Source organism: Burkholderia sp. SR8, from assembly GCF_052851275.1.
In genome coordinates, this window is the sequence record NZ_JAULUC010000008.1 from 285,282 (window position 1) to 302,836 (window position 17,555).

18 protein-coding genes and 1 tRNA gene are annotated in these 17,555 nt (G+C 63.9%); all 19 read left to right on the forward strand.

Going from position 1 to position 17,555, the window contains the following annotated elements; translation table 11 throughout:
* The first annotated feature begins 45 nt into the window (after positions 1-45).
* The 19 genes from tpiA to Q3A80_RS13585 all read left to right on the forward strand — a co-directional run bounded on the left by tpiA (position 46) and on the right by Q3A80_RS13585 (position 17,445).
* Positions 46-801 carry a triose-phosphate isomerase gene (gene tpiA, locus Q3A80_RS13495; protein ID WP_446329473.1) on the forward strand — a complete coding sequence of 252 codons (756 nt, stop codon included), beginning with the start codon at positions 46-48 and terminating at the stop codon, positions 799-801.
* A gap of 72 nt (positions 802-873) precedes the next feature.
* Entirely contained in the window at positions 874-1,251 is a 378-nt protein-coding gene (gene secG, locus Q3A80_RS13500; protein ID WP_446329474.1) for a preprotein translocase subunit SecG, read from the forward strand.
* A gap of 111 nt (positions 1,252-1,362) precedes the next feature.
* Positions 1,363-1,447: transfer RNA gene (locus Q3A80_RS13505), tRNA-Leu, on the forward strand.
* Between the two features lie 154 nt (positions 1,448-1,601).
* Complete coding sequence (locus Q3A80_RS13510) at positions 1,602-1,961, forward strand: NADH-quinone oxidoreductase subunit A (RefSeq protein ID WP_059448012.1); 360 nt, start codon at positions 1,602-1,604, stop codon at positions 1,959-1,961.
* Positions 1,962-2,023: 62 nt separating this feature from the next.
* A complete protein-coding gene (locus tag Q3A80_RS13515) occupies positions 2,024-2,503 on the forward strand; it encodes a NuoB/complex I 20 kDa subunit family protein (RefSeq protein ID WP_006398799.1) in 480 nt (159 codons plus the stop codon).
* A 21-nt stretch (positions 2,504-2,524) separates the two neighbouring features.
* Positions 2,525-3,127, forward strand: a complete 603-nt coding sequence (locus Q3A80_RS13520; RefSeq protein WP_446329475.1) for an NADH-quinone oxidoreductase subunit C — start codon at positions 2,525-2,527, stop codon at positions 3,125-3,127.
* A gap of 9 nt (positions 3,128-3,136) precedes the next feature.
* Entirely contained in the window at positions 3,137-4,390 is a 1,254-nt protein-coding gene (locus tag Q3A80_RS13525) for an NADH-quinone oxidoreductase subunit D (RefSeq protein WP_446329476.1), read from the forward strand.
* Between the two features lie 180 nt (positions 4,391-4,570).
* Positions 4,571-5,056, forward strand: a complete 486-nt coding sequence (gene nuoE / locus Q3A80_RS13530) for an NADH-quinone oxidoreductase subunit NuoE (RefSeq protein WP_006478266.1) — start codon at positions 4,571-4,573, stop codon at positions 5,054-5,056.
* Entirely contained in the window at positions 5,053-6,363 is a 1,311-nt protein-coding gene (gene nuoF, locus Q3A80_RS13535) for an NADH-quinone oxidoreductase subunit NuoF (protein WP_006478267.1), read from the forward strand. The genes nuoE and nuoF overlap by 4 nt, the downstream gene beginning before the upstream one ends.
* An 84-nt stretch (positions 6,364-6,447) precedes the next feature.
* Complete coding sequence (gene nuoG, locus Q3A80_RS13540; protein WP_446329477.1) at positions 6,448-8,778, forward strand: NADH-quinone oxidoreductase subunit NuoG; 2,331 nt, start codon at positions 6,448-6,450, stop codon at positions 8,776-8,778.
* Positions 8,779-9,846 (forward strand): NADH-quinone oxidoreductase subunit NuoH, encoded by a 1,068-nt coding sequence (gene nuoH, locus Q3A80_RS13545; protein WP_446329478.1) that lies wholly within the window; start codon positions 8,779-8,781, stop codon positions 9,844-9,846.
* 15 nt (positions 9,847-9,861) lie between these two features.
* The gene (nuoI, locus tag Q3A80_RS13550) at positions 9,862-10,350 is read left to right on the forward strand and encodes an NADH-quinone oxidoreductase subunit NuoI (protein ID WP_006398806.1); all 489 of its coding nucleotides are present in this window, start codon (positions 9,862-9,864) and stop codon (positions 10,348-10,350) included.
* Positions 10,351-10,455: 105 nt separating this feature from the next.
* Positions 10,456-11,106: an NADH-quinone oxidoreductase subunit J gene (locus tag Q3A80_RS13555; protein WP_446329479.1), complete on the forward strand. Its 651-nt coding sequence runs from the start codon at positions 10,456-10,458 to the stop codon at positions 11,104-11,106.
* 18 nt (positions 11,107-11,124) lie between these two features.
* Positions 11,125-11,430: an NADH-quinone oxidoreductase subunit NuoK gene (gene nuoK, locus Q3A80_RS13560; RefSeq protein ID WP_004185739.1), complete on the forward strand. Its 306-nt coding sequence runs from the start codon at positions 11,125-11,127 to the stop codon at positions 11,428-11,430.
* Positions 11,431-11,447: 17 nt separating this feature from the next.
* Positions 11,448-13,517, forward strand: a complete 2,070-nt coding sequence (nuoL, locus tag Q3A80_RS13565; protein ID WP_446329480.1) for an NADH-quinone oxidoreductase subunit L — start codon at positions 11,448-11,450, stop codon at positions 13,515-13,517.
* Between the two features lie 18 nt (positions 13,518-13,535).
* Positions 13,536-15,026, forward strand: coding sequence for an NADH-quinone oxidoreductase subunit M (locus Q3A80_RS13570; protein WP_446329481.1), 1,491 nt, complete (start codon positions 13,536-13,538; stop codon positions 15,024-15,026).
* A 36-nt stretch (positions 15,027-15,062) separates the two neighbouring features.
* Complete coding sequence (nuoN, locus tag Q3A80_RS13575) at positions 15,063-16,517, forward strand: NADH-quinone oxidoreductase subunit NuoN (protein ID WP_446329509.1); 1,455 nt, start codon at positions 15,063-15,065, stop codon at positions 16,515-16,517.
* Positions 16,517-16,813, forward strand: a complete 297-nt coding sequence (locus Q3A80_RS13580; RefSeq protein WP_446329482.1) for a DUF2818 family protein — start codon at positions 16,517-16,519, stop codon at positions 16,811-16,813. Before nuoN ends, Q3A80_RS13580 begins: the two co-directional genes overlap by 1 nt.
* A 41-nt stretch (positions 16,814-16,854) precedes the next feature.
* On the forward strand, positions 16,855-17,445 hold the full coding sequence (locus Q3A80_RS13585) for an NUDIX domain-containing protein (RefSeq protein WP_446329483.1): 591 nt from the start codon (positions 16,855-16,857) through the stop codon (positions 17,443-17,445).
* Positions 17,446-17,555 lie beyond the last annotated feature (110 nt).

Genomic DNA, 17,555 nt, shown 5'->3' on the forward strand with positions numbered 1-17,555 from the left:
CGGGTTCCGGCACGTTAATGACAAGATAGTGACGAGACAGACACGATGTCGAAACAACGAACAAAGCGAGTGATCGGCAACTGGAAGATGCACGGCCGGCTGGCCGGCAACCAGGCGCTGCTGAACGAAGTGGTGCAGGGTGCGGGCGCGGTGGCGGCGGAAACGTCGATCGGCGTGTGCGTGCCGTTCCCGTACCTCGCGCAGGTTCAGGCGCAGCTCGGCGGCAGCCGTGTCGCGTTCGGCGCGCAGGACGTGTCCGCGCACGAGCAGGGCGCGTTCACCGGCGAGGTGGCGGCCGCGATGGTGGCGGAGTTCGGCGCGCAGTATGCGATCGTCGGTCACTCGGAGCGCCGCGCGTATCACGGCGAGCGCAACGAGACGGTCGCCGCGAAAGCGCAGCGCGCGCTCGCGGCAGGCCTCACGCCGGTCGTGTGCGTCGGCGAAACGCTCGACGAGCGCGAAGCGGGCACGACCGAGCAGGTGGTCGGCGCGCAGCTCGACGCCGTGCTCGCGGTGCTGAGCGCCGACGAAGCGGCACGCATCGTCGTCGCATACGAGCCGGTGTGGGCGATCGGTACCGGCAAGAGCGCGACGTCGGCGCAGGCGCAGGACGTGCACGCGTTCCTGCGTGCGCGTCTCGCGGCGAAGGGGGCGGCGGACGTGTCCGTGCTGTACGGCGGCAGCGTGAAGCCGGACAACGCGGAAGAGCTGTTCTCGCAGCCGGACATCGACGGCGGCCTGATCGGCGGCGCGTCGCTGAAGGCGGAAGATTTCCTGGCGATCTGCCGGGCTGCACGTTGAGCGGTCCGGGATCGAATTGAACCATGATGGCGGCCGGTCGGTCCGGTCGCCTGATCCAATCGGGTGGGTGTGATGCTGTTATTCAAGACGCTGATTATTGTCGTGCAGGTGCTGTCGGCACTGGGTGTGATCGGGCTCGTGCTGCTGCAGCACGGCAAGGGTGCCGACATGGGCGCCGCATTCGGCAGCGGCGCGTCGGGCAGCCTGTTCGGTGCGACGGGCTCGGCGAACTTCCTGTCGCGCACGACGGCCGTGCTGGCAACGGTGTTCTTCGTTGCGACGCTCGCGCTGACGTACCTCGGTTCGTACAAGTCGACGCCGTCGGCAGGCGTGCTCGGCGCGGCCGCGACCGCACCGGCATCGGCCCCCGCAGCGTCGGTTCCGGCGGTGGCCGCGTCCGCTGCCGCGGGTTCGGCCGCAAGCGCGCCGGGCCAGGACGTCCCGAAATAAAAAGTTAAAATTTTTCGGTTTGTGCGTTGAACAAATCCGGAACTCGGGTTAGAATTTAATTCTTGAAGCGATTCGCGGGAAACAAGCAGTACGACCCGAGTTGCATGCAGTGCCGACGTGGTGAAATTGGTAGACACGCTATCTTGAGGGGGTAGTGGCGAAAGCTGTGCGAGTTCGAGTCTCGCCGTCGGCACCAAAGTTACTCAATGCCAGCCGCTTCTAGTGGCTGGCATTTTTCATTTCTGGGGTGTGCCTTGCGATTGTCTTGTGATCGCCTGCACTCCGAAATGATTCCTTCCGCCGGAAGTGGTATTCTCCGGACGCTCAGAACCAACCGATAGAGGATTGCCTTGAACCTCGCAGCCTATTACCCCGTCTTGTTGTTCCTCCTCGTGGGCACTGGTTTAGGTATAGCGCTGGTCAGCATCGGCAAGCTCCTTGGTCCCAACAAGCCGGACGTCGACAAGAACGCACCGTACGAGTGCGGCTTCGAAGCCTTTGAAGACGCCCGGATGAAATTCGACGTCCGGTACTACCTCGTCGCCATCCTGTTCATCATCTTCGATCTCGAAACCGCATTCCTGTTTCCGTGGGGCGTCGCGCTCCGGGACATCGGCTGGCCGGGTTTCATCGCAATGATGATTTTTCTGCTCGAATTCCTGCTGGGCTTTGCCTATATCTGGAAGAAAGGCGGCCTCGACTGGGAGTGATGGGTTAATCGCCGGTTTGCATGGGCGGCCACGCTGGGCCGCTCGTCTGGAGTGGAAAGCAAATGAGTATCGAAGGGGTCTTGAAGGAAGGGTTTGTCACCACGACGGCTGACAAGCTGATCAACTGGACGCGTACCGGCTCGCTGTGGCCGATGACGTTCGGGCTCGCGTGTTGCGCCGTCGAGATGATGCATGCGGGTGCGGCCCGTTACGACCTGGACCGGTTCGGCGTCGTGTTCCGCCCGAGCCCGCGTCAGTCGGACGTGATGATCGTCGCCGGCACGCTGTGCAACAAGATGGCGCCCGCGCTGCGCCGCGTGTACGACCAGATGGCCGAGCCGCGCTGGGTGATCTCGATGGGGTCGTGCGCGAACGGTGGTGGCTACTACCACTACTCGTACTCGGTGGTCCGCGGTTGCGACCGGATCGTGCCGGTCGACGTCTACGTGCCGGGCTGTCCGCCCACGGCCGAGGCGCTGGTCTACGGCGTGATCCAGCTTCAGGCGAAGATCCGCCGCACCAACACCATCGCCCGTCAATAAAGCCCCGAGCGTCCCCTCAATATGGCAAGCAAAATCGAGACCCTCAAGGCAAACCTCGAAGCCGCGCTCGGCGCGCGCGTGGTGAGCCTCACCGAAGCGATCGGTGAACTGACGCTCGTCGTGAAGGCGAGCGATTACCTCGAAGTCGCAAAGACGCTGCGCGACGATCCGAAGCTCGGTTTCGAGCAACTGATCGACCTGTGCGGCGTCGACTATCAAACGTACGGCGACGGCGCGTACGACGGCCCGCGTTTCGCGGCCGTGTCGCAGCTGCTGTCGGTCACGAACAACTGGCGCCTGCGCCTGCGCGTGTTCGCGCCGGACGACGATCTGCCGATCGTCGCGTCGCTCGTCGACATCTGGAGCTCCGCGAACTGGTACGAGCGCGAAGCGTTCGACCTGTACGGCCTCGTGTTCGAGGGTCACCCCGACCTGCGCCGCATCCTCACCGACTACGGCTTCATCGGCCACCCGTTCCGTAAGGACTTCCCGGTGTCGGGCTACGTCGAAATGCGTTACGACCCGGAAGAGAAGCGGGTCGTCTACCAGCCGGTGACGATCGAGCCGCGCGAAATCACGCCGCGCGTGATCCGCGAGGATCGCTATGGCGGTCTGAAACATTAAGGGGGCGTCATGGCAGAAATCAAGAACTACACCCTCAACTTCGGCCCGCAGCACCCGGCAGCGCACGGCGTGCTGCGCCTCGTGCTCGAGCTCGACGGCGAAGTGATCCAGCGTGCCGATCCGCACATCGGCCTGCTGCACCGCGCGACTGAAAAGCTCGCGGAAAACAAGACCTTCATCCAGTCCGTGCCGTACATGGACCGTCTCGACTACGTGTCGATGATGGTCAACGAACACGGCTACGTGCTCGCGATCGAGCGTCTGCTCGGCATCGACGTGCCGGAGCGCGCGCAGTACATCCGCGTGCTGTTCGACGAAATCACGCGCGTGCTGAACCACCTGATGTGGATCGGCGCGCACGCGCTCGACGTCGGCGCGATGGCGGTGTTCCTGTACGCATTCCGCGAGCGCGAAGACCTGATGGACGTGTACGAGGCGGTGTCCGGTGCGCGGATGCACGCGGCGTACTACCGTCCGGGCGGCGTCTATCGCGACCTGCCGGACGCGATGCCGCAATACAAGGCGTCGAAGATTCGCAACGAGAAGGCGCTCGCGAAGATGAACGAAGCGCGCAGCGGCTCGGTGCTCGACTTCATCGACGACTTCTTCACGCGCTTCCCGAAGTGCATCGACGAGTACGAAACGCTGCTGACCGACAACCGGATCTGGAAACAGCGTCTGGTCGGGATCGGCGTCGTCAGCCCGGAACGTGCGCTGCAGATGGGCCTGACGGGCCCGATGCTGCGCGGCTCGGGCATCGCGTGGGATCTGCGCAAGAAGCAGCCGTACGAAGTGTACGACCGCATGGATTTCGACGTGCCGGTCGGCGTGAACGGCGATTGCTACGACCGCTATCTGGTGCGCGTCGAAGAAATGCGCCAGTCGGTCCGGATCGCGAAACAGTGTATTGAGTGGCTCCGCAAGAATCAGGGGCCCGTGATGACCGACAATCACAAGGTTGCGCCGCCGTCGCGTGTCGGCATGAAGACCAACATGGAAGACTTGATTCACCACTTCAAGCTCTTCACCGAAGGTTTTCACGTGCCGGAAGGCGAAGCATACGCAGCCGTCGAGCATCCGAAGGGCGAGTTCGGCATCTACCTGGTGTCGGACGGTGCCAACAAGCCGTATCGCCTCAAGATCCGCGCACCGGGCTTCGCGCATCTCGCGTCGCTCGACGAAATGGCGCGCGGCCACATGATTGCCGACGCCGTCACGATCATCGGTACGCAGGACATCGTGTTCGGCGAAATCGATCGCTAATGGTTGCGCCGCCCGTGCGAGCGGGCGGCGAGCAGTCAGTCACACGCGAAGTCACATGCGGTATGCGCCGAATCGGCGCGGCTTCGCAAGCTGTCAACAGTGAGCGCCAGGTCTGCCGTCCATGCACAGCAGTGCGGCAGGTTGTTCGTTCGGTAGGAATTGAAAGAGTCGTGTCTGAAAATGATCTCAGCTGAAGGCCTGAAGGAAATCGATCGAGCGTTGACGAAGTATCCCGCCGATCAGAAACAGTCCGCCGTGATGTCGGCGTTGGCCGTCGCTCAGGAAGAGCACGGCTGGCTGTCGCCCGAACTGATGCAGTTCGTCGCGGACTATCTCGGCATGCCGGCCGTCGCCGTCCAGGAAGTCGCGACGTTCTACACGATGTACGAGCTCAAACCGGTCGGCAAGCACAAGATCACGCTCTGCACGAACCTCCCGTGCCAGCTCGGTCCGCACGGCGGCGCCGAGGCGACGGCCGACTACCTGAAACAGAAGCTGGGCATCGGCTTCGGCGAGACCACGCCCGACGGCAAGTTCACGCTGAAGGAAGGCGAATGCATGGGCTCGTGCGGCGATGCGCCGGTGCTGCTGGTGAACAATCACAGAATGTGCAGCTTCATGAGCCGCGAGAAGATCGACCAGCTGCTTGAGGAGCTTTCGAAATGACGTCCCTCCACGACCGTCACATCAAACCGCTGATCCTCGCTGGTCTGAACGGCGAGAACTGGCATCTCGAAGATTACGTTGCGCGCGGCGGCTACAAGCAGTTGCGCCGCATTCTCGAAGAAAAGATTCCTCCGGAGCAGGTGATCGCCGACGTGAAGGCGTCGGGCCTGCGCGGCCGTGGCGGTGCGGGCTTCCCGACTGGCCTGAAGTGGAGCTTCATGCCGCGCCAGTTCCCGGGGCAGAAGTACCTCGTCTGCAATTCGGACGAAGGCGAGCCGGGCACGTTCAAGGATCGCGACATCCTGCGCTGGAACCCGCATGCGCTGATCGAAGGCATGGCCATCGGCGCGTACGCGATGGGCATCACCGTCGGCTACAACTACATCCACGGCGAAATCTTCGAAGTGTATCGACGCTTCGAGGCCGCGCTCGATGAAGCGCGCGCCGCAGGTTTCCTCGGCGACAACATCATGGGCTCGGAATTCTCGTTCCAGCTGCACGCGCATCACGGTTACGGCGCGTACATCTGCGGCGAGGAAACGGCGCTGCTCGAGTCGCTCGAGGGCAAGAAGGGCCAGCCGCGCTTCAAGCCGCCGTTCCCGGCGAGCTTCGGCGTGTACGGCAAGCCGACCACGATCAACAACACCGAGACGTTCGCCGCGGTGCCGTTCCTGCTGTCGATCGGACCGCAGAACTACCTCGAGATCGGCAAGCCGAACAACGGCGGCACGAAGATCTTCTCGGTGTCGGGCGACGTCGAGCGTCCGGGCAACTATGAAGTGCCGCTCGGCACGCCGTTCGCGACGCTGATGGAGCTCGCCGGCGGGATGCGCGGCGGCAAGAAGATCAAGGCCGTGATTCCGGGCGGCTCGTCGGCGCCGGTAATCCCGGGCGACATCATGATGCAGACCGATCTCGATTACGACTCGATCGCGAAGGCGGGCTCGATGCTCGGCTCCGGCGCGGTGATCGTGATGGACGAGACGCGCTGCATGGTGCGTTCGCTGCTGCGCCTGTCGTACTTCTACTACGAGGAATCGTGCGGCCAGTGCACGCCGTGCCGCGAAGGCACCGGCTGGCTGTATCGCGTCGTGAATCGTATCGAGCACGGCGAGGGGCGCCAGGAAGATCTGGACCTGCTGAACTCGGTGGCCGAGAACATCATGGGCCGCACGATCTGCGCGCTCGGCGATGCGGCGGCGATGCCGGTTCGCGGGATGCTCAAGCATTACTGGGACGAATTCGCGTACCACGTCGAGCACAAGCACTGCATGGTCGGCGGCCACGCGCACGCGGCGGCAGCCTGAAGCGAAGCACCGGTTGCGGAATTTGAGCGCACGGTCGGGCGAACGCGCGAACGGGCGGAAATAGGTTAAGGACCATTCACCATCATGGTTGAACTTGAAATAGACGGCAAGAAGGTCGAGGTGCCCGAAGGCAGCATGGTGATCCAGGCTGCGCACAAGGCGGATACGTACATTCCTCACTTCTGCTATCACAAGAAACTGTCGGTCGCGGCCAACTGCCGGATGTGTCTCGTCGAAGTCGAGAAGATGCCGAAGGCCGTGCCTGCCTGCGCGACGCCCGTGTCGGCCGGCATGATCGTGCGCACGCAGTCCGACAAGGCCGTGAAGGCGCAGCAGTCGGTGATGGAATTCCTCCTCATCAACCACCCGCTCGACTGCCCGATCTGCGATCAGGGCGGCGAATGCCAGCTGCAGGACCTGGCGGTCGGCTACGGCAAGTCGTCGTCGCGCTACTCGGAAGAAAAGCGCGTGGTGTTCCACAAGAACGTGGGCCCGCTGATCTCGATGGAAGAAATGTCGCGCTGCATCCACTGCACGCGCTGCGTCCGCTTCGGCCAGGAAATCGCCGGCGTGATGGAGCTCGGCATGCTGGGCCGCGGCGAGCACTCGGAAATCACGACGTTCGTCGGCAAGACGGTCGACTCCGAGCTGTCGGGCAACATGATCGACCTGTGCCCGGTCGGCGCGCTGACCAGCAAGCCGTTCCGCTACAGCGCCCGTACGTGGGAACTGTCGCGCCGCAAGTCGGTGAGCCCGCACGATTCCGTCGGCGCGAACCTCGTCGTGCAGGTGAAGAACAACCGCGTGATGCGCGTGCTGCCGTTCGAGAACGAAGCGATCAACGAATGCTGGATCTCGGACAAGGATCGTTTCTCGTACGAAGGCCTGAACAGCGAAGAGCGCCTGACGAAGCCGATGCTGAAGCAGGGCGGCCAGTGGATCGAGACCGACTGGCAGACCGCGCTCGAATATGTCGCGAAGGGCCTGCAGGGCATCGCCGCGGATCACGGCGCGAACGCGCTGGCGATGCTCGCGAGCGCGCACAGCACCGCTGAAGAGCTGTTCCTCGTGAAGCAGCTCGCGAACGAACTGAAGACGCCGAACGTCGACTTCCGTCTGCGTCAGCTGGATTTCTCGGCGCCGGTCCAGGGCGCACCGTGGCTCGGCATGCCGATCGCCGACCTGTCGAACGTGAATGCCGCGTTCGTCGTCGGTTCGTTCCTGCGCCGCGACCATCCGCTGTTCGCCGCGCGCCTGCGTCAGGCCGCGAAGAATGGCGCGAAGCTGCATTTCCTGAATGCGACCGCCGACGACTCGCTGATCCCGACCGCGCAACGCATCGTCGCTGCGCCGTCGGCATGGCTCGACGAACTGGCCGGTATCGCCGCGGCCGTCGCGCAACTGCGCGGCGTCGCGCTGCCGGACGCGCTCGCGGGCGTCACCGCATCGGCTGCTGCGCAGGCTGTCGCGCAGTCGCTCGCGAACGGCGAGCGCCGCGCGGTGCTGCTCGGCAACGTCGCGGTTCGTCATCCGCAATTCGCGAAGCTGCACGCCGTTGCGCAGTGGATCGCCGACAACACCGGTGCCACGTTCGGCTTCCTGACGGAAGCGGCGAACACGGTCGGCGCGCACGTCGTCGGCGCACTGCCGGGCGAAGGCGGCCTGAACGCGCGCGAAGCGTTCGCACAGCCGCGCAAGGGCTACGTGCTGCTGAACGTCGAACCGGAATTCGACACGGCCGATCCGGCGCAGGCGCTTGCCGCGCTGAACCAGGCCGAAATGGTCGTCGTGATGTCGCCGTTCAAGCACGGCCTCGATTACGCCGACGTGCTGCTGCCGATCGCGCCGTTCACGGAAACGGCCGGCACGTACGTGAACGCCGAGGGCTCGGTGCAGAGCTTCAACGGCGTCGTGCGTCCGCTCGGCGACACGCGCCCGGCGTGGAAGGTGCTGCGCGTGCTCGGCAGCCTGCTCGGCCTGCCGAACTTCGAGTACGAGACGGCCGAAGAAGTGCGCGTCGCGGCGCTCGGCGACGCAGGCGTCGCGAACCGTCTGTCGAACCAGGCGTCGGTCGCACCGGCTCGCGTCGCGGCGCCTGCCGCGAACGGCAGCTTCGAGCGCCTCGCCGATGTGCCGATCTATCATGCCGACGCACTCGTGCGCCGCGCGGGTGCGCTGCACCTGACGGCCGCCGCGAAGGTGGCGAACGCCGCGGGCTTGCCGGCTGCGCTGTTCGACAAGCTGGGCTTGAAGGAAGGCGACGCGGTGCGCGTGCGCCAGGGCGAGCGCGCGGTGCAGTTGCCGGCCGTGCGCGACGCGAATCTTGCGGAGACGGTCGTTCGCGTGTCGGCGGCAACGCCTGCCGGCGCAGCGCTCGGCAGCCTGTCCGGTGAACTGGTGGTGGAGAAGGCGTAAATGAGCTTGTTCGATACGATCAACGCGGGCGGAGCCCAGCTTCTCGGCGTCGCGTGGCCGACGGTGTGGGCGCTCGTGCGCATCCTCGTCGTCGCCGTCGTGATCCTGCTGTGCGTCGCGTACCTGATTCTGTGGGAACGCAAGCTGATCGGCTGGATGCACGTGCGTCTCGGCCCGAACCGCGTCGGCCCCGCCGGCCTGCTGCAGCCGATCGCCGACGTGCTGAAGCTGCTGCTGAAGGAAGTCATTCAGCCGAGCGCCGCCAGCCGCTGGCTGTACCTGATCGCGCCGATCATGACCGTCGTGCCGGCGTTCGCCGTGTGGGCCGTGATCCCGTTCCAGGCCGAAGCCGTGCTCGCGAACGTGAACGCGGGCCTGCTGTACGCGATGGCGATCTCGTCGATCGGCGTGTACGCGGTGATTCTCGCCGGCTGGGCGTCGAACTCGAAGTACGCGTTCCTCGGCGCGATGCGTGCCGCGGCGCAGATGGTGTCGTACGAAATCTCGATGGGCTTCGCGCTGGTGCTCGTGCTGATGACGGCCGGCAGCCTGAACCTGTCGGAAATCGTCGGCTCGCAGCAGCACGGCTTCTTCGCCGGCCACGGCGTGAACTTCCTGTCGTGGAACTGGCTGCCGCTGCTGCCGGCGTTCGTCGTCTACTTCGTGTCCGGCATCGCCGAAACGAACCGTCACCCGTTCGACGTGGTGGAAGGGGAGTCGGAAATCGTCGCGGGTCACATGATCGATTACTCGGGTATGGCGTTCGCGCTGTTCTTCCTCGCCGAGTACATCAACATGATCGTGATCTCGGCGCTGGCCGCGACGCTGTTCCTCGGCGGCTGGGACGCACCGTTCGAATTCCTGTCGTTCATTCCGGGCATCTTCTGGCTGGTGCTGAAGGTATTCGCGCTGCTGTCGGTGTTCATCTGGGTCCGCGCGACGTTCCCGCGCTACCGTTACGACCAGATCATGCGCCTGGGCTGGAAAGTGTTCCTGCCCGTCACGGTGATCTGGGTGGTCGTGGTCGGCTTCTGGATGATGTCGCCGCTCAACATCTGGGTGAAGTAAAGATCGGACGAAATCATGACGGCAATCCAACACTTCTTTAAGACCTTCTTCCTGACGGAGCTGCTGAAGGGGCTCGCGCTGACCGGTCGTTACACGTTCCGGCGCAAGTTCACCGTGCAGTTCCCGGAAGAGAAGACCCCGATCTCGCCGCGTTTCCGCGGGCTGCACGCACTGCGCCGCTACGAGAACGGCGAAGAGCGCTGCATCGCGTGCAAGCTGTGCGAGGCCGTGTGCCCCGCACTGGCGATCACGATCGAATCGGAAACGCGCGCGGACAACACGCGCCGCACGACGCGCTACGACATCGACCTGACGAAGTGCATCTTCTGCGGTTTCTGCGAGGAAAGCTGCCCGGTCGATTCGATCGTCGAGACGCAGATTCTCGAGTACCACGGCGAAAAGCGCGGCGACCTGTATTTCACGAAGGAAATGCTGCTCGCGGTGGGCGATCGCTACGAGAAGGACATCGCCGCGGCGAAGGCCGCCGACGCGCCGTATCGTTGATTGTGTTTGCAGTGCCGGCCCGGGATCGACGGGCCGAGCCGCCGCGACGGGTGCGGGCGTCCCGCAAGCCGCGCCTGACTATGGCCTAACGATGAACCGGTAATCATGGAATTCACGACCGTACTGTTCTACATCTTCGCGCTGCTCCTGGTGGTATCAGGGCTGAAGGTGATCACTTCGCGCAACCCGGTGGCGTCTGCGCTTTTCCTTGTGCTGGCGTTCTTCAACGCCGCCGCGATCTGGATGCTGCTGGAAGCGGAGTTCCTCGCGATCCTGCTGGTGCTGGTGTACGTGGGCGCCGTGATGGTGCTGTTCCTGTTCGTCGTGATGATGCTGGACATCAACATCGATTACCTGCGCCGCGACTTCAAGCGCTTCGTGCCGATGGCAACCGTGGTCGGCGCGATCATCGTGGTCGAGACCGCGCTGATCCTGTGGCGCGGCTACGGCGACACGCACGCGGCGCACGCGATGGCGACGGGCGCGATGGCCGACTGGTCGAACACGCGTCTGATCGGCAAGGTCATCTACACCGACTACATCTTCGCGTTTGAAATCGCCGGCCTGGTGCTGCTGGTCGCGATCATCGCCGCGATCGGGCTGACCGAGCGCAAGGGCAAGGACAGCAAGCGCCAGCGCGTGTCGGATCAGGTCAAGGTGCGCCGCGACGACCGCGTGCGCCTCGTGAAGATGGAAGCGGAAAAGCCGCAGCCGGAAACGGCGCAGAGCGAAGCCGATACGAGCACCAACGGCTAAGCGGAGGAAAAGAAAACCATGCTGACTCTTGCTCACTACCTTGTGCTCGGCGCGATCCTGTTTGCGATCGCGATCGTCGGGATCTTCCTGAACCGCCGCAACATCATCATCATCCTGATGGCGATCGAACTGATGCTGCTGGCGGTGAACACCAACTTCGTCGCGTTCTCGCACTACCTCGGCGACGTGCACGGCCAGATCTTCGTGTTCTTCGTGCTGACCGTCGCCGCAGCGGAAGCCGCGATCGGTCTCGCGATTCTGGTGACCCTGTTCCGTAAGCTCGACACGATCAATGTCGAGGATCTCGATCAGCTCAAAGGTTAATTTCAGGCAACGCTGTTATGTCAACGACACTCAATGAAAACCTGCTGCTGGCGATTCCGCTCGCTCCGCTGGCCGGCTCGCTGATTGCGGGGCTGTTCGGGAACGCAGTGGGGCGCAAGGGCGCACACCGGATCACGATCCTCGGCGTATTGATCGCGTTCCTCCTGTCGGCGAAAGTCTTCGTCGACGTGATGGGCGGCGCAAGCTTCAACGCGACCGTCTACGAATGGATGAACGTCGGTTCGCTGAAACTCGAAGTCGGCTTCCTCGTCGATTCGCTGACCGCGATGATGATGGTCGTCGTGACCTTCGTCTCGCTGATGGTGCACGTGTACACGATCGGCTACATGGCGGAGGAGGACGGCTACCAGCGCTTCTTCTCGTACATCTCGCTGTTCACGTTCTCGATGCTGATGCTCGTGATGAGCAACAACTTCCTGCAGCTGTTCTTCGGCTGGGAAGCGGTGGGTCTGGTGTCGTACCTGCTGATCGGCTTCTACTTCACGCGTGAGAGCGCGATCTACGCGAACATGAAGGCGTTCCTCGTGAACCGCGTCGGCGACTTCGGCTTCCTGCTGGGCATCGGCCTGCTGCTCGCGTTCGCGGGTTCGATGAACTACGGCGAAGTGTTCGCGAAGCGCGCAGAGCTCGCGAGCCTGCACTTCCCGGGCACCGACTGGGGCCTGCTGACCGTTGCCTGTATCTGCCTGTTCATCGGCGCGATGGGCAAGTCGGCGCAGTTCCCGCTGCACGTGTGGCTGCCGGACTCGATGGAAGGCCCGACGCCGATCTCCGCGCTGATTCACGCGGCGACGATGGTGACGGCCGGCATCTTCATGGTGTCGCGCATGTCGCCGCTGTTCGAACTGTCGGATACCGCGCTGTCGTTCATCACGGTGATCGGCGCGATCACCGCACTGTTCATGGGCTTCCTCGGGATCGTCCAGAACGACATCAAGCGTGTCGTCGCGTACTCGACGCTGTCGCAGCTCGGCTACATGACCGTCGCGCTCGGCGTGTCCGCTTACCCGGTCGCCGTGTTCCACCTGATGACGCACGCGTTCTTCAAGGCGCTGCTGTTCCTCGGCGCCGGTTCGGTGATCATGGGCATGCACCACGACCAGGACATGCGCAACATGGGCGGCCTGCGCAAGTACATGCCGATCACGTGGATCACGTCGCTCGTCGGTTCGCTCGCGCTGATCGGTACGCCGTTCTTCTCGGGCTTCTACTCGAAGGACTCGATCATCGACGCGGTGAAGCTGTCGCACCTGCCGGGTTCGGGCTTCGCGTACTTCGCGGTCGTCGCGAGCGTGTTCGTCACGGCGCTGTACTCGTTCCGCATGTACTTCCTGGTGTTCCACGGCGAAGAGCGCTTCCGCAATCCGAAGCATCCGGAATCGCCGATGGGCATGGCGGCCGCGCACGGCCACGGCGACCACGGTCATGACGATCACGGCCATGGCCACGGTCACGACGACCACGCGCACGAGCCGCACGAGACCCCGTGGGTCGTGTGGGTGCCGCTCGTGCTGCTGGCGATCCCGTCGATCATCATCGGTGCGATCGCGATCGGCCCGATGCTGTTCGGCGACTTCTTCCAGCACGGCGTTGCCTTCGACAAGGTGATCTTCATCGGCGAAAACCATCCGGCACTGGCCGAGATGGCCGAAGAGTTCCACGGCTGGGTCGGCATGGGCCTGCACTCGGTGTCGGGCCTGCCGGTGTGGCTGGCGCTCGCCGGTGTCGTCGTCGCGTGGTTCCTGTACCTGAAGCGTCCGGATCTGCCGGCGTCGATCCGCCGCGCGTTCGGTCCGATCTACACGCTGCTGGACAACAAGTACTACATGGACAAGATCAACGAAGTGGTGTTCGCCCGTGGTTCGGTGGCGATCGGCCGCGGCCTGTGGAAGGAAGGCGACGTCGTCGTGATCGACGGCCTCGTCAACGGCAGCGCCCGGTTCATCGGCTGGTTCGCCGGCGTGATCCGCTTCCTCCAATCCGGTTACATCTATCACTACGCGTTCGCCATGATCATCGGCATGCTGGGGCTCCTGACCCTGTTTGTAACGCTCGGCGGCAAATAAGGCGGGGGGACAACACTAATGCACGCTTTTCCGATTCTCAGTACCGCGATCTGGCTGCCGATCGTCTTCGGCCTCCTCGTGCTCGCGGTCGGTAACGACAAAAATCCGAGGACGGCCCGCTGGGTCGCGCTGATCGGTTCGCTGCTCGGCCTCGCGGTCACGATCCCGCTGATCACGGGCTTCGACTCGAGCACGGCTGCGCTGCAGTTCGTCGAGCAGTCGACCTGGATCGAACGCTTCGACATCTCGTATCACCTCGGCGTCGACGGCATCTCGATGTGGTTCGTCGTGCTGACCGCGCTGATCACGGTGATCGTCGTGATCGCCGCCTGGGAAGTGATCACCGAGAACGTCGGGCAGTACCTCGCGGCGTTCCTGATCCTGTCCGGGATCATGATCGGCGTGTTCTCGGCGGCCGACGGCCTGCTGTTCTACGTGTTCTTCGAGGCGACCCTGATCCCGATGTACATCATCATCGGCGTGTGGGGCGGCCCGAACCGCGTGTATGCGGCGTTCAAGTTCTTCCTGTACACGCTGGCCGGCTCGCTGCTGATGCTGGTCGCGCTGATCTACCTGTACACGCAGACGCATTCGTTCGACCTCGCGACGTGGCAGAACGCAAAGATCGCGATGACGCCGCAGATCCTGCTGTTCATTGCATTCTTCCTCGCGTTCGCGGTGAAGGTGCCGATGTGGCCGGTGCACACCTGGCTGCCGGACGCGCACGTGGAAGCGCCGACGGGCGGCTCGGTCGTGCTGGCGGCGATCATGCTGAAGCTCGGCGCATACGGTTTCCTGCGTTTCTCGCTGCCGATCACGCCTGACGCAAGCCACTTCCTCGCGCCGGTCGTGATCACGCTGTCGCTGATCGCGGTGATCTACATCGGCCTCGTCGCGATGGTGCAGGCCGACATGAAGAAGCTGGTCGCGTATTCGTCGATCGCGCACATGGGCTTCGTCACGCTCGGTTTCTTCATCTTCAACCAGCTCGGCGTCGAAGGCGCGATCATCCAGATGATCTCGCACGGCTTCGTGTCGGGCGCGATGTTCCTGTGCATCGGCGTGCTGTACGACCGCGTGCACTCGCGCCAGATCGCCGATTACGGCGGCGTCGTGAACGTGATGCCGAAGTTCGCGGCATTCGCGATGCTGTTCTCGATGGCCAACTGCGGCCTGCCGGGCACGTCGGGCTTCGTCGGCGAGTTCATGGTGATTCTCGCCGCCGTCCAGTACAACTTCTGGATCGCGTTCGGTGCGGCATTCACGCTGATCCTCGGCGCGGCCTACACGCTGTGGATGTACAAGCGCGTGTACTTCGGCGCGGTGGCGAACGATCACGTTGCCAAGCTGACGGACATCGGCCGTCGCGAATTCGTGATGCTGGCCGTGCTCGCCGCGTTCACGCTGCTGATGGGCCTGTATCCGAAGCCTTTCACCGACGTGATGCACGTTTCCGTGGAAAACCTCCTCTCCCATGTCGCGCAGTCGAAGCTGCCGCTGGCCCAGTAATCGCGAGCGGAGGAACTCAAGATCATGAACGCTCCTATGAATGTCCTGTTGCCTGACGCGCTGGTGATGGTCGCCGTCGTCGTCGCGTGGCTGAACGACACCTTTACCGGTGCCGCCGGCCGCCGCCTGACCTATCTGATCGCGGTGGTTTCGTCGGTCGTCGCCGGCGTGTGGTTCGCCGTGCAGGCGCTGGATCCGCAGCAGTACTATTTCTTCTCGCGGATGATCGTCGTCGATTCGTTCGCGAGCATGATGAAGGCCGTCGTGTCGATCGGCTTCGCGGTCACGCTCGTCTATTCGCGCAAGTACCTCGAAGACCGAGACATGTTCCGCGGCGACGTGTTCCTGCTGGGCATGTTCTCGCTGCTCGGTCAGCTGGTGATGGTGTCGGGCAACAACTTCCTGACGCTGTACCTCGGCCTCGAACTGATGTCGCTGTCGCTGTACGCCGTCATCGCGCTGCGCCGCGATGCCGCGCAGTCGAGCGAAGCCGCGATGAAGTACTACGTGCTGGGCGCGCTCGCGTCGGGCTTCGTGCTGTACGGCATCTCGATGCTCTACGGCGCGACCGGCTCGCTCGAGCTGGGCGAGGTGTACAAGGCGGTCGGCGGCAACACCGACGCGGCCGTGCTGATGTTCGGCGTGATCTTCATCGTCGCCGGTATCGCGTTCAAGCTCGGCGCCGTGCCGTTCCACATGTGGGTGCCTGACGTCTACCAGGGCGCACCGACCGCGATGACGCTGTTCGTCGGCGGCGGCCCGAAGGTTGCCGCGTTCGCGTGGGGCCTGCGCTTCCTGGTGATGGGCCTGCTGCCGCTCGCACAGAACTGGCAGACCGCGCTCGTGATCCTCGCCGCGCTGTCGCTGATCGTCGGCAACATCACCGGTATCGTCCAGCGCAACATCAAGCGGATGCTCGCGTACTCGGCGATCTCGAACATGGGCTTCGTGCTGCTCGGCCTGCTGGCCGGCATCGTGAAGGGCGACGCGGCCGCACCGGCGAACGCGTACAGCTCGGCGATGTTCTACGCGATCGTCTACCTGATCACGACGCTCGGCTCGTTCGGCGTGGTGATGCTGCTCGCGCGCCGCGATTTCGAAGCGGAAACGATCGACGACTTCAAGGGGCTCAACAAGCGCAGCCCGGTGTTCGCGTTCGTGATGATGGTCATGATGTTCTCGCTGGCCGGCATTCCGCCGACCGTCGGCTTCTACGCGAAGCTCGCGGTGCTCGAGGCGACCGTCAACGCGGGCCTCACGTGGCTGGCCGTGCTGGCCGTGATCACGTCGCTGTTCGGCGCGTTCTACTACCTGCGCATCGTGAAGCTGATCTACTTCGATGCACCGCAGGACACGGCGCCGATCGCCGGCGACTTCTGCAAGCGCACGATTCTCGTGCTGAACGGCGTCGCGGTGGTCGTGCTCGGCCTGATCCCGAGCCCGCTGCTGACGGCCTGCCTGCAGGCAATTCGTCACACGCTGCCGCTGTAATGTCGGCAGCCGGCTGGTTCATCGTGCTGTTGGCGCTCGCGGGCGCCAACGTGCCGTTCCTGAACCAACGCCTCTTCGCCGTCGTGCCGCTCGGCGCGACGAAGAAGAACGCGTGGATCCGGATCGGCGAGCTGATCGTGCTGTATTTCGTGGTCGGCGCGCTCGGCTTCTGGCTCGAGTCGCGCGCCGGCAACCGTTTCGAACAGGGCTGGCAGTTTTACGCGATCACGTTCAGTCTCTTCGTCGTGTTCGCATTTCCCGGCTTCACGTTCCAGTATCTCGTCAAACGACGCTGACGGCTTCGGCCGTCGCGTGCTCATTCCTCCGGAGCCCGCCGATGGCCGAACTACCCAATCACGACGCCGCACTGACCGAAACCTGCCTCGAGAGCGAGGCGATTTTCGAAGGCTCGTTCCTCAAGCTCAAGCGTGACACCGTCCGTCTGCCGGACGGCAAGCGCGCCACGCGCGAATACGTGCAGCACCCGGGCGCGGTGATGGTGATCCCGCTGTTCGACGACGGCCGCGTGCTGATGGAAAGCCAGTATCGCTATCCGATCGGCAAGGTCATGGCCGAATTCCCGGCCGGCAAGCTCGACCCGAACGAAGGCGCGCTCGCCTGCGCGGTGCGCGAGCTGCGCGAGGAAACCGGCTATACGGCACGCGAATACGTGTTCCTGGCCCGGATTCACCCGATCATTTCCTATTCGACCGAATTCATCGACCTGTATCTCGCACGCGGGCTGACTGCCGGCGAGCGCAAGCTCGACGAAGGCGAATTCCTCGAGACCTTCACCGCGACGCTGCCCGACCTGCTCGAATGGGTGCGCACGGGCCAGATCACCGACGTGAAGACGATCATCGGCACGATGTGGCTCGACAAGGTGCTGTCCGGCGCGTGGCCGCTCGGCCCTGTCGAGCACGCCTGACGGGGCGTCTGCAGCGGGCGGGGTGGCGCGTTACAATCCGGTGACGCGGCGGCCGCCCGGCCGCGCGATCCTGGTTTAGCACGGTCGTTCACAAAAGCACGTTTTGCGCT

Bases quoted from the DNA above. Each gene is read 5' to 3' on its own strand.
- tpiA (WP_446329473.1), top strand. From the start codon at position 46: ATGTCGAAACAACGAACAAAGCGAGTGATCGGCAACTGGAAGATGCAC.
- secG (WP_446329474.1), top strand. From the start codon at position 874: ATGCTGTTATTCAAGACGCTGATTATTGTCGTGCAGGTGCTGTCGGCA.
- Q3A80_RS13515 (WP_006398799.1), top strand. From the start codon at position 2,024: ATGAGTATCGAAGGGGTCTTGAAGGAAGGGTTTGTCACCACGACGGCT.
- Q3A80_RS13520 (WP_446329475.1), top strand. From the start codon at position 2,525: ATGGCAAGCAAAATCGAGACCCTCAAGGCAAACCTCGAAGCCGCGCTC.
- Q3A80_RS13525 (WP_446329476.1), top strand. From the start codon at position 3,137: ATGGCAGAAATCAAGAACTACACCCTCAACTTCGGCCCGCAGCACCCG.
- nuoE (WP_006478266.1), top strand. From the start codon at position 4,571: ATGATCTCAGCTGAAGGCCTGAAGGAAATCGATCGAGCGTTGACGAAG.
- nuoF (WP_006478267.1), top strand. From the start codon at position 5,053: ATGACGTCCCTCCACGACCGTCACATCAAACCGCTGATCCTCGCTGGT.
- nuoG (WP_446329477.1), top strand. From the start codon at position 6,448: ATGGTTGAACTTGAAATAGACGGCAAGAAGGTCGAGGTGCCCGAAGGC.
- nuoH (WP_446329478.1), top strand. From the start codon at position 8,779: ATGAGCTTGTTCGATACGATCAACGCGGGCGGAGCCCAGCTTCTCGGC.
- nuoI (WP_006398806.1), top strand. From the start codon at position 9,862: ATGACGGCAATCCAACACTTCTTTAAGACCTTCTTCCTGACGGAGCTG.
- Q3A80_RS13555 (WP_446329479.1), top strand. From the start codon at position 10,456: ATGGAATTCACGACCGTACTGTTCTACATCTTCGCGCTGCTCCTGGTG.
- nuoK (WP_004185739.1), top strand. From the start codon at position 11,125: ATGCTGACTCTTGCTCACTACCTTGTGCTCGGCGCGATCCTGTTTGCG.
- nuoL (WP_446329480.1), top strand. From the start codon at position 11,448: ATGTCAACGACACTCAATGAAAACCTGCTGCTGGCGATTCCGCTCGCT.
- Q3A80_RS13570 (WP_446329481.1), top strand. From the start codon at position 13,536: ATGCACGCTTTTCCGATTCTCAGTACCGCGATCTGGCTGCCGATCGTC.
- nuoN (WP_446329509.1), top strand. From the start codon at position 15,063: ATGAATGTCCTGTTGCCTGACGCGCTGGTGATGGTCGCCGTCGTCGTC.
- Q3A80_RS13580 (WP_446329482.1), top strand. From the start codon at position 16,517: ATGTCGGCAGCCGGCTGGTTCATCGTGCTGTTGGCGCTCGCGGGCGCC.
- Q3A80_RS13585 (WP_446329483.1), top strand. From the start codon at position 16,855: ATGGCCGAACTACCCAATCACGACGCCGCACTGACCGAAACCTGCCTC.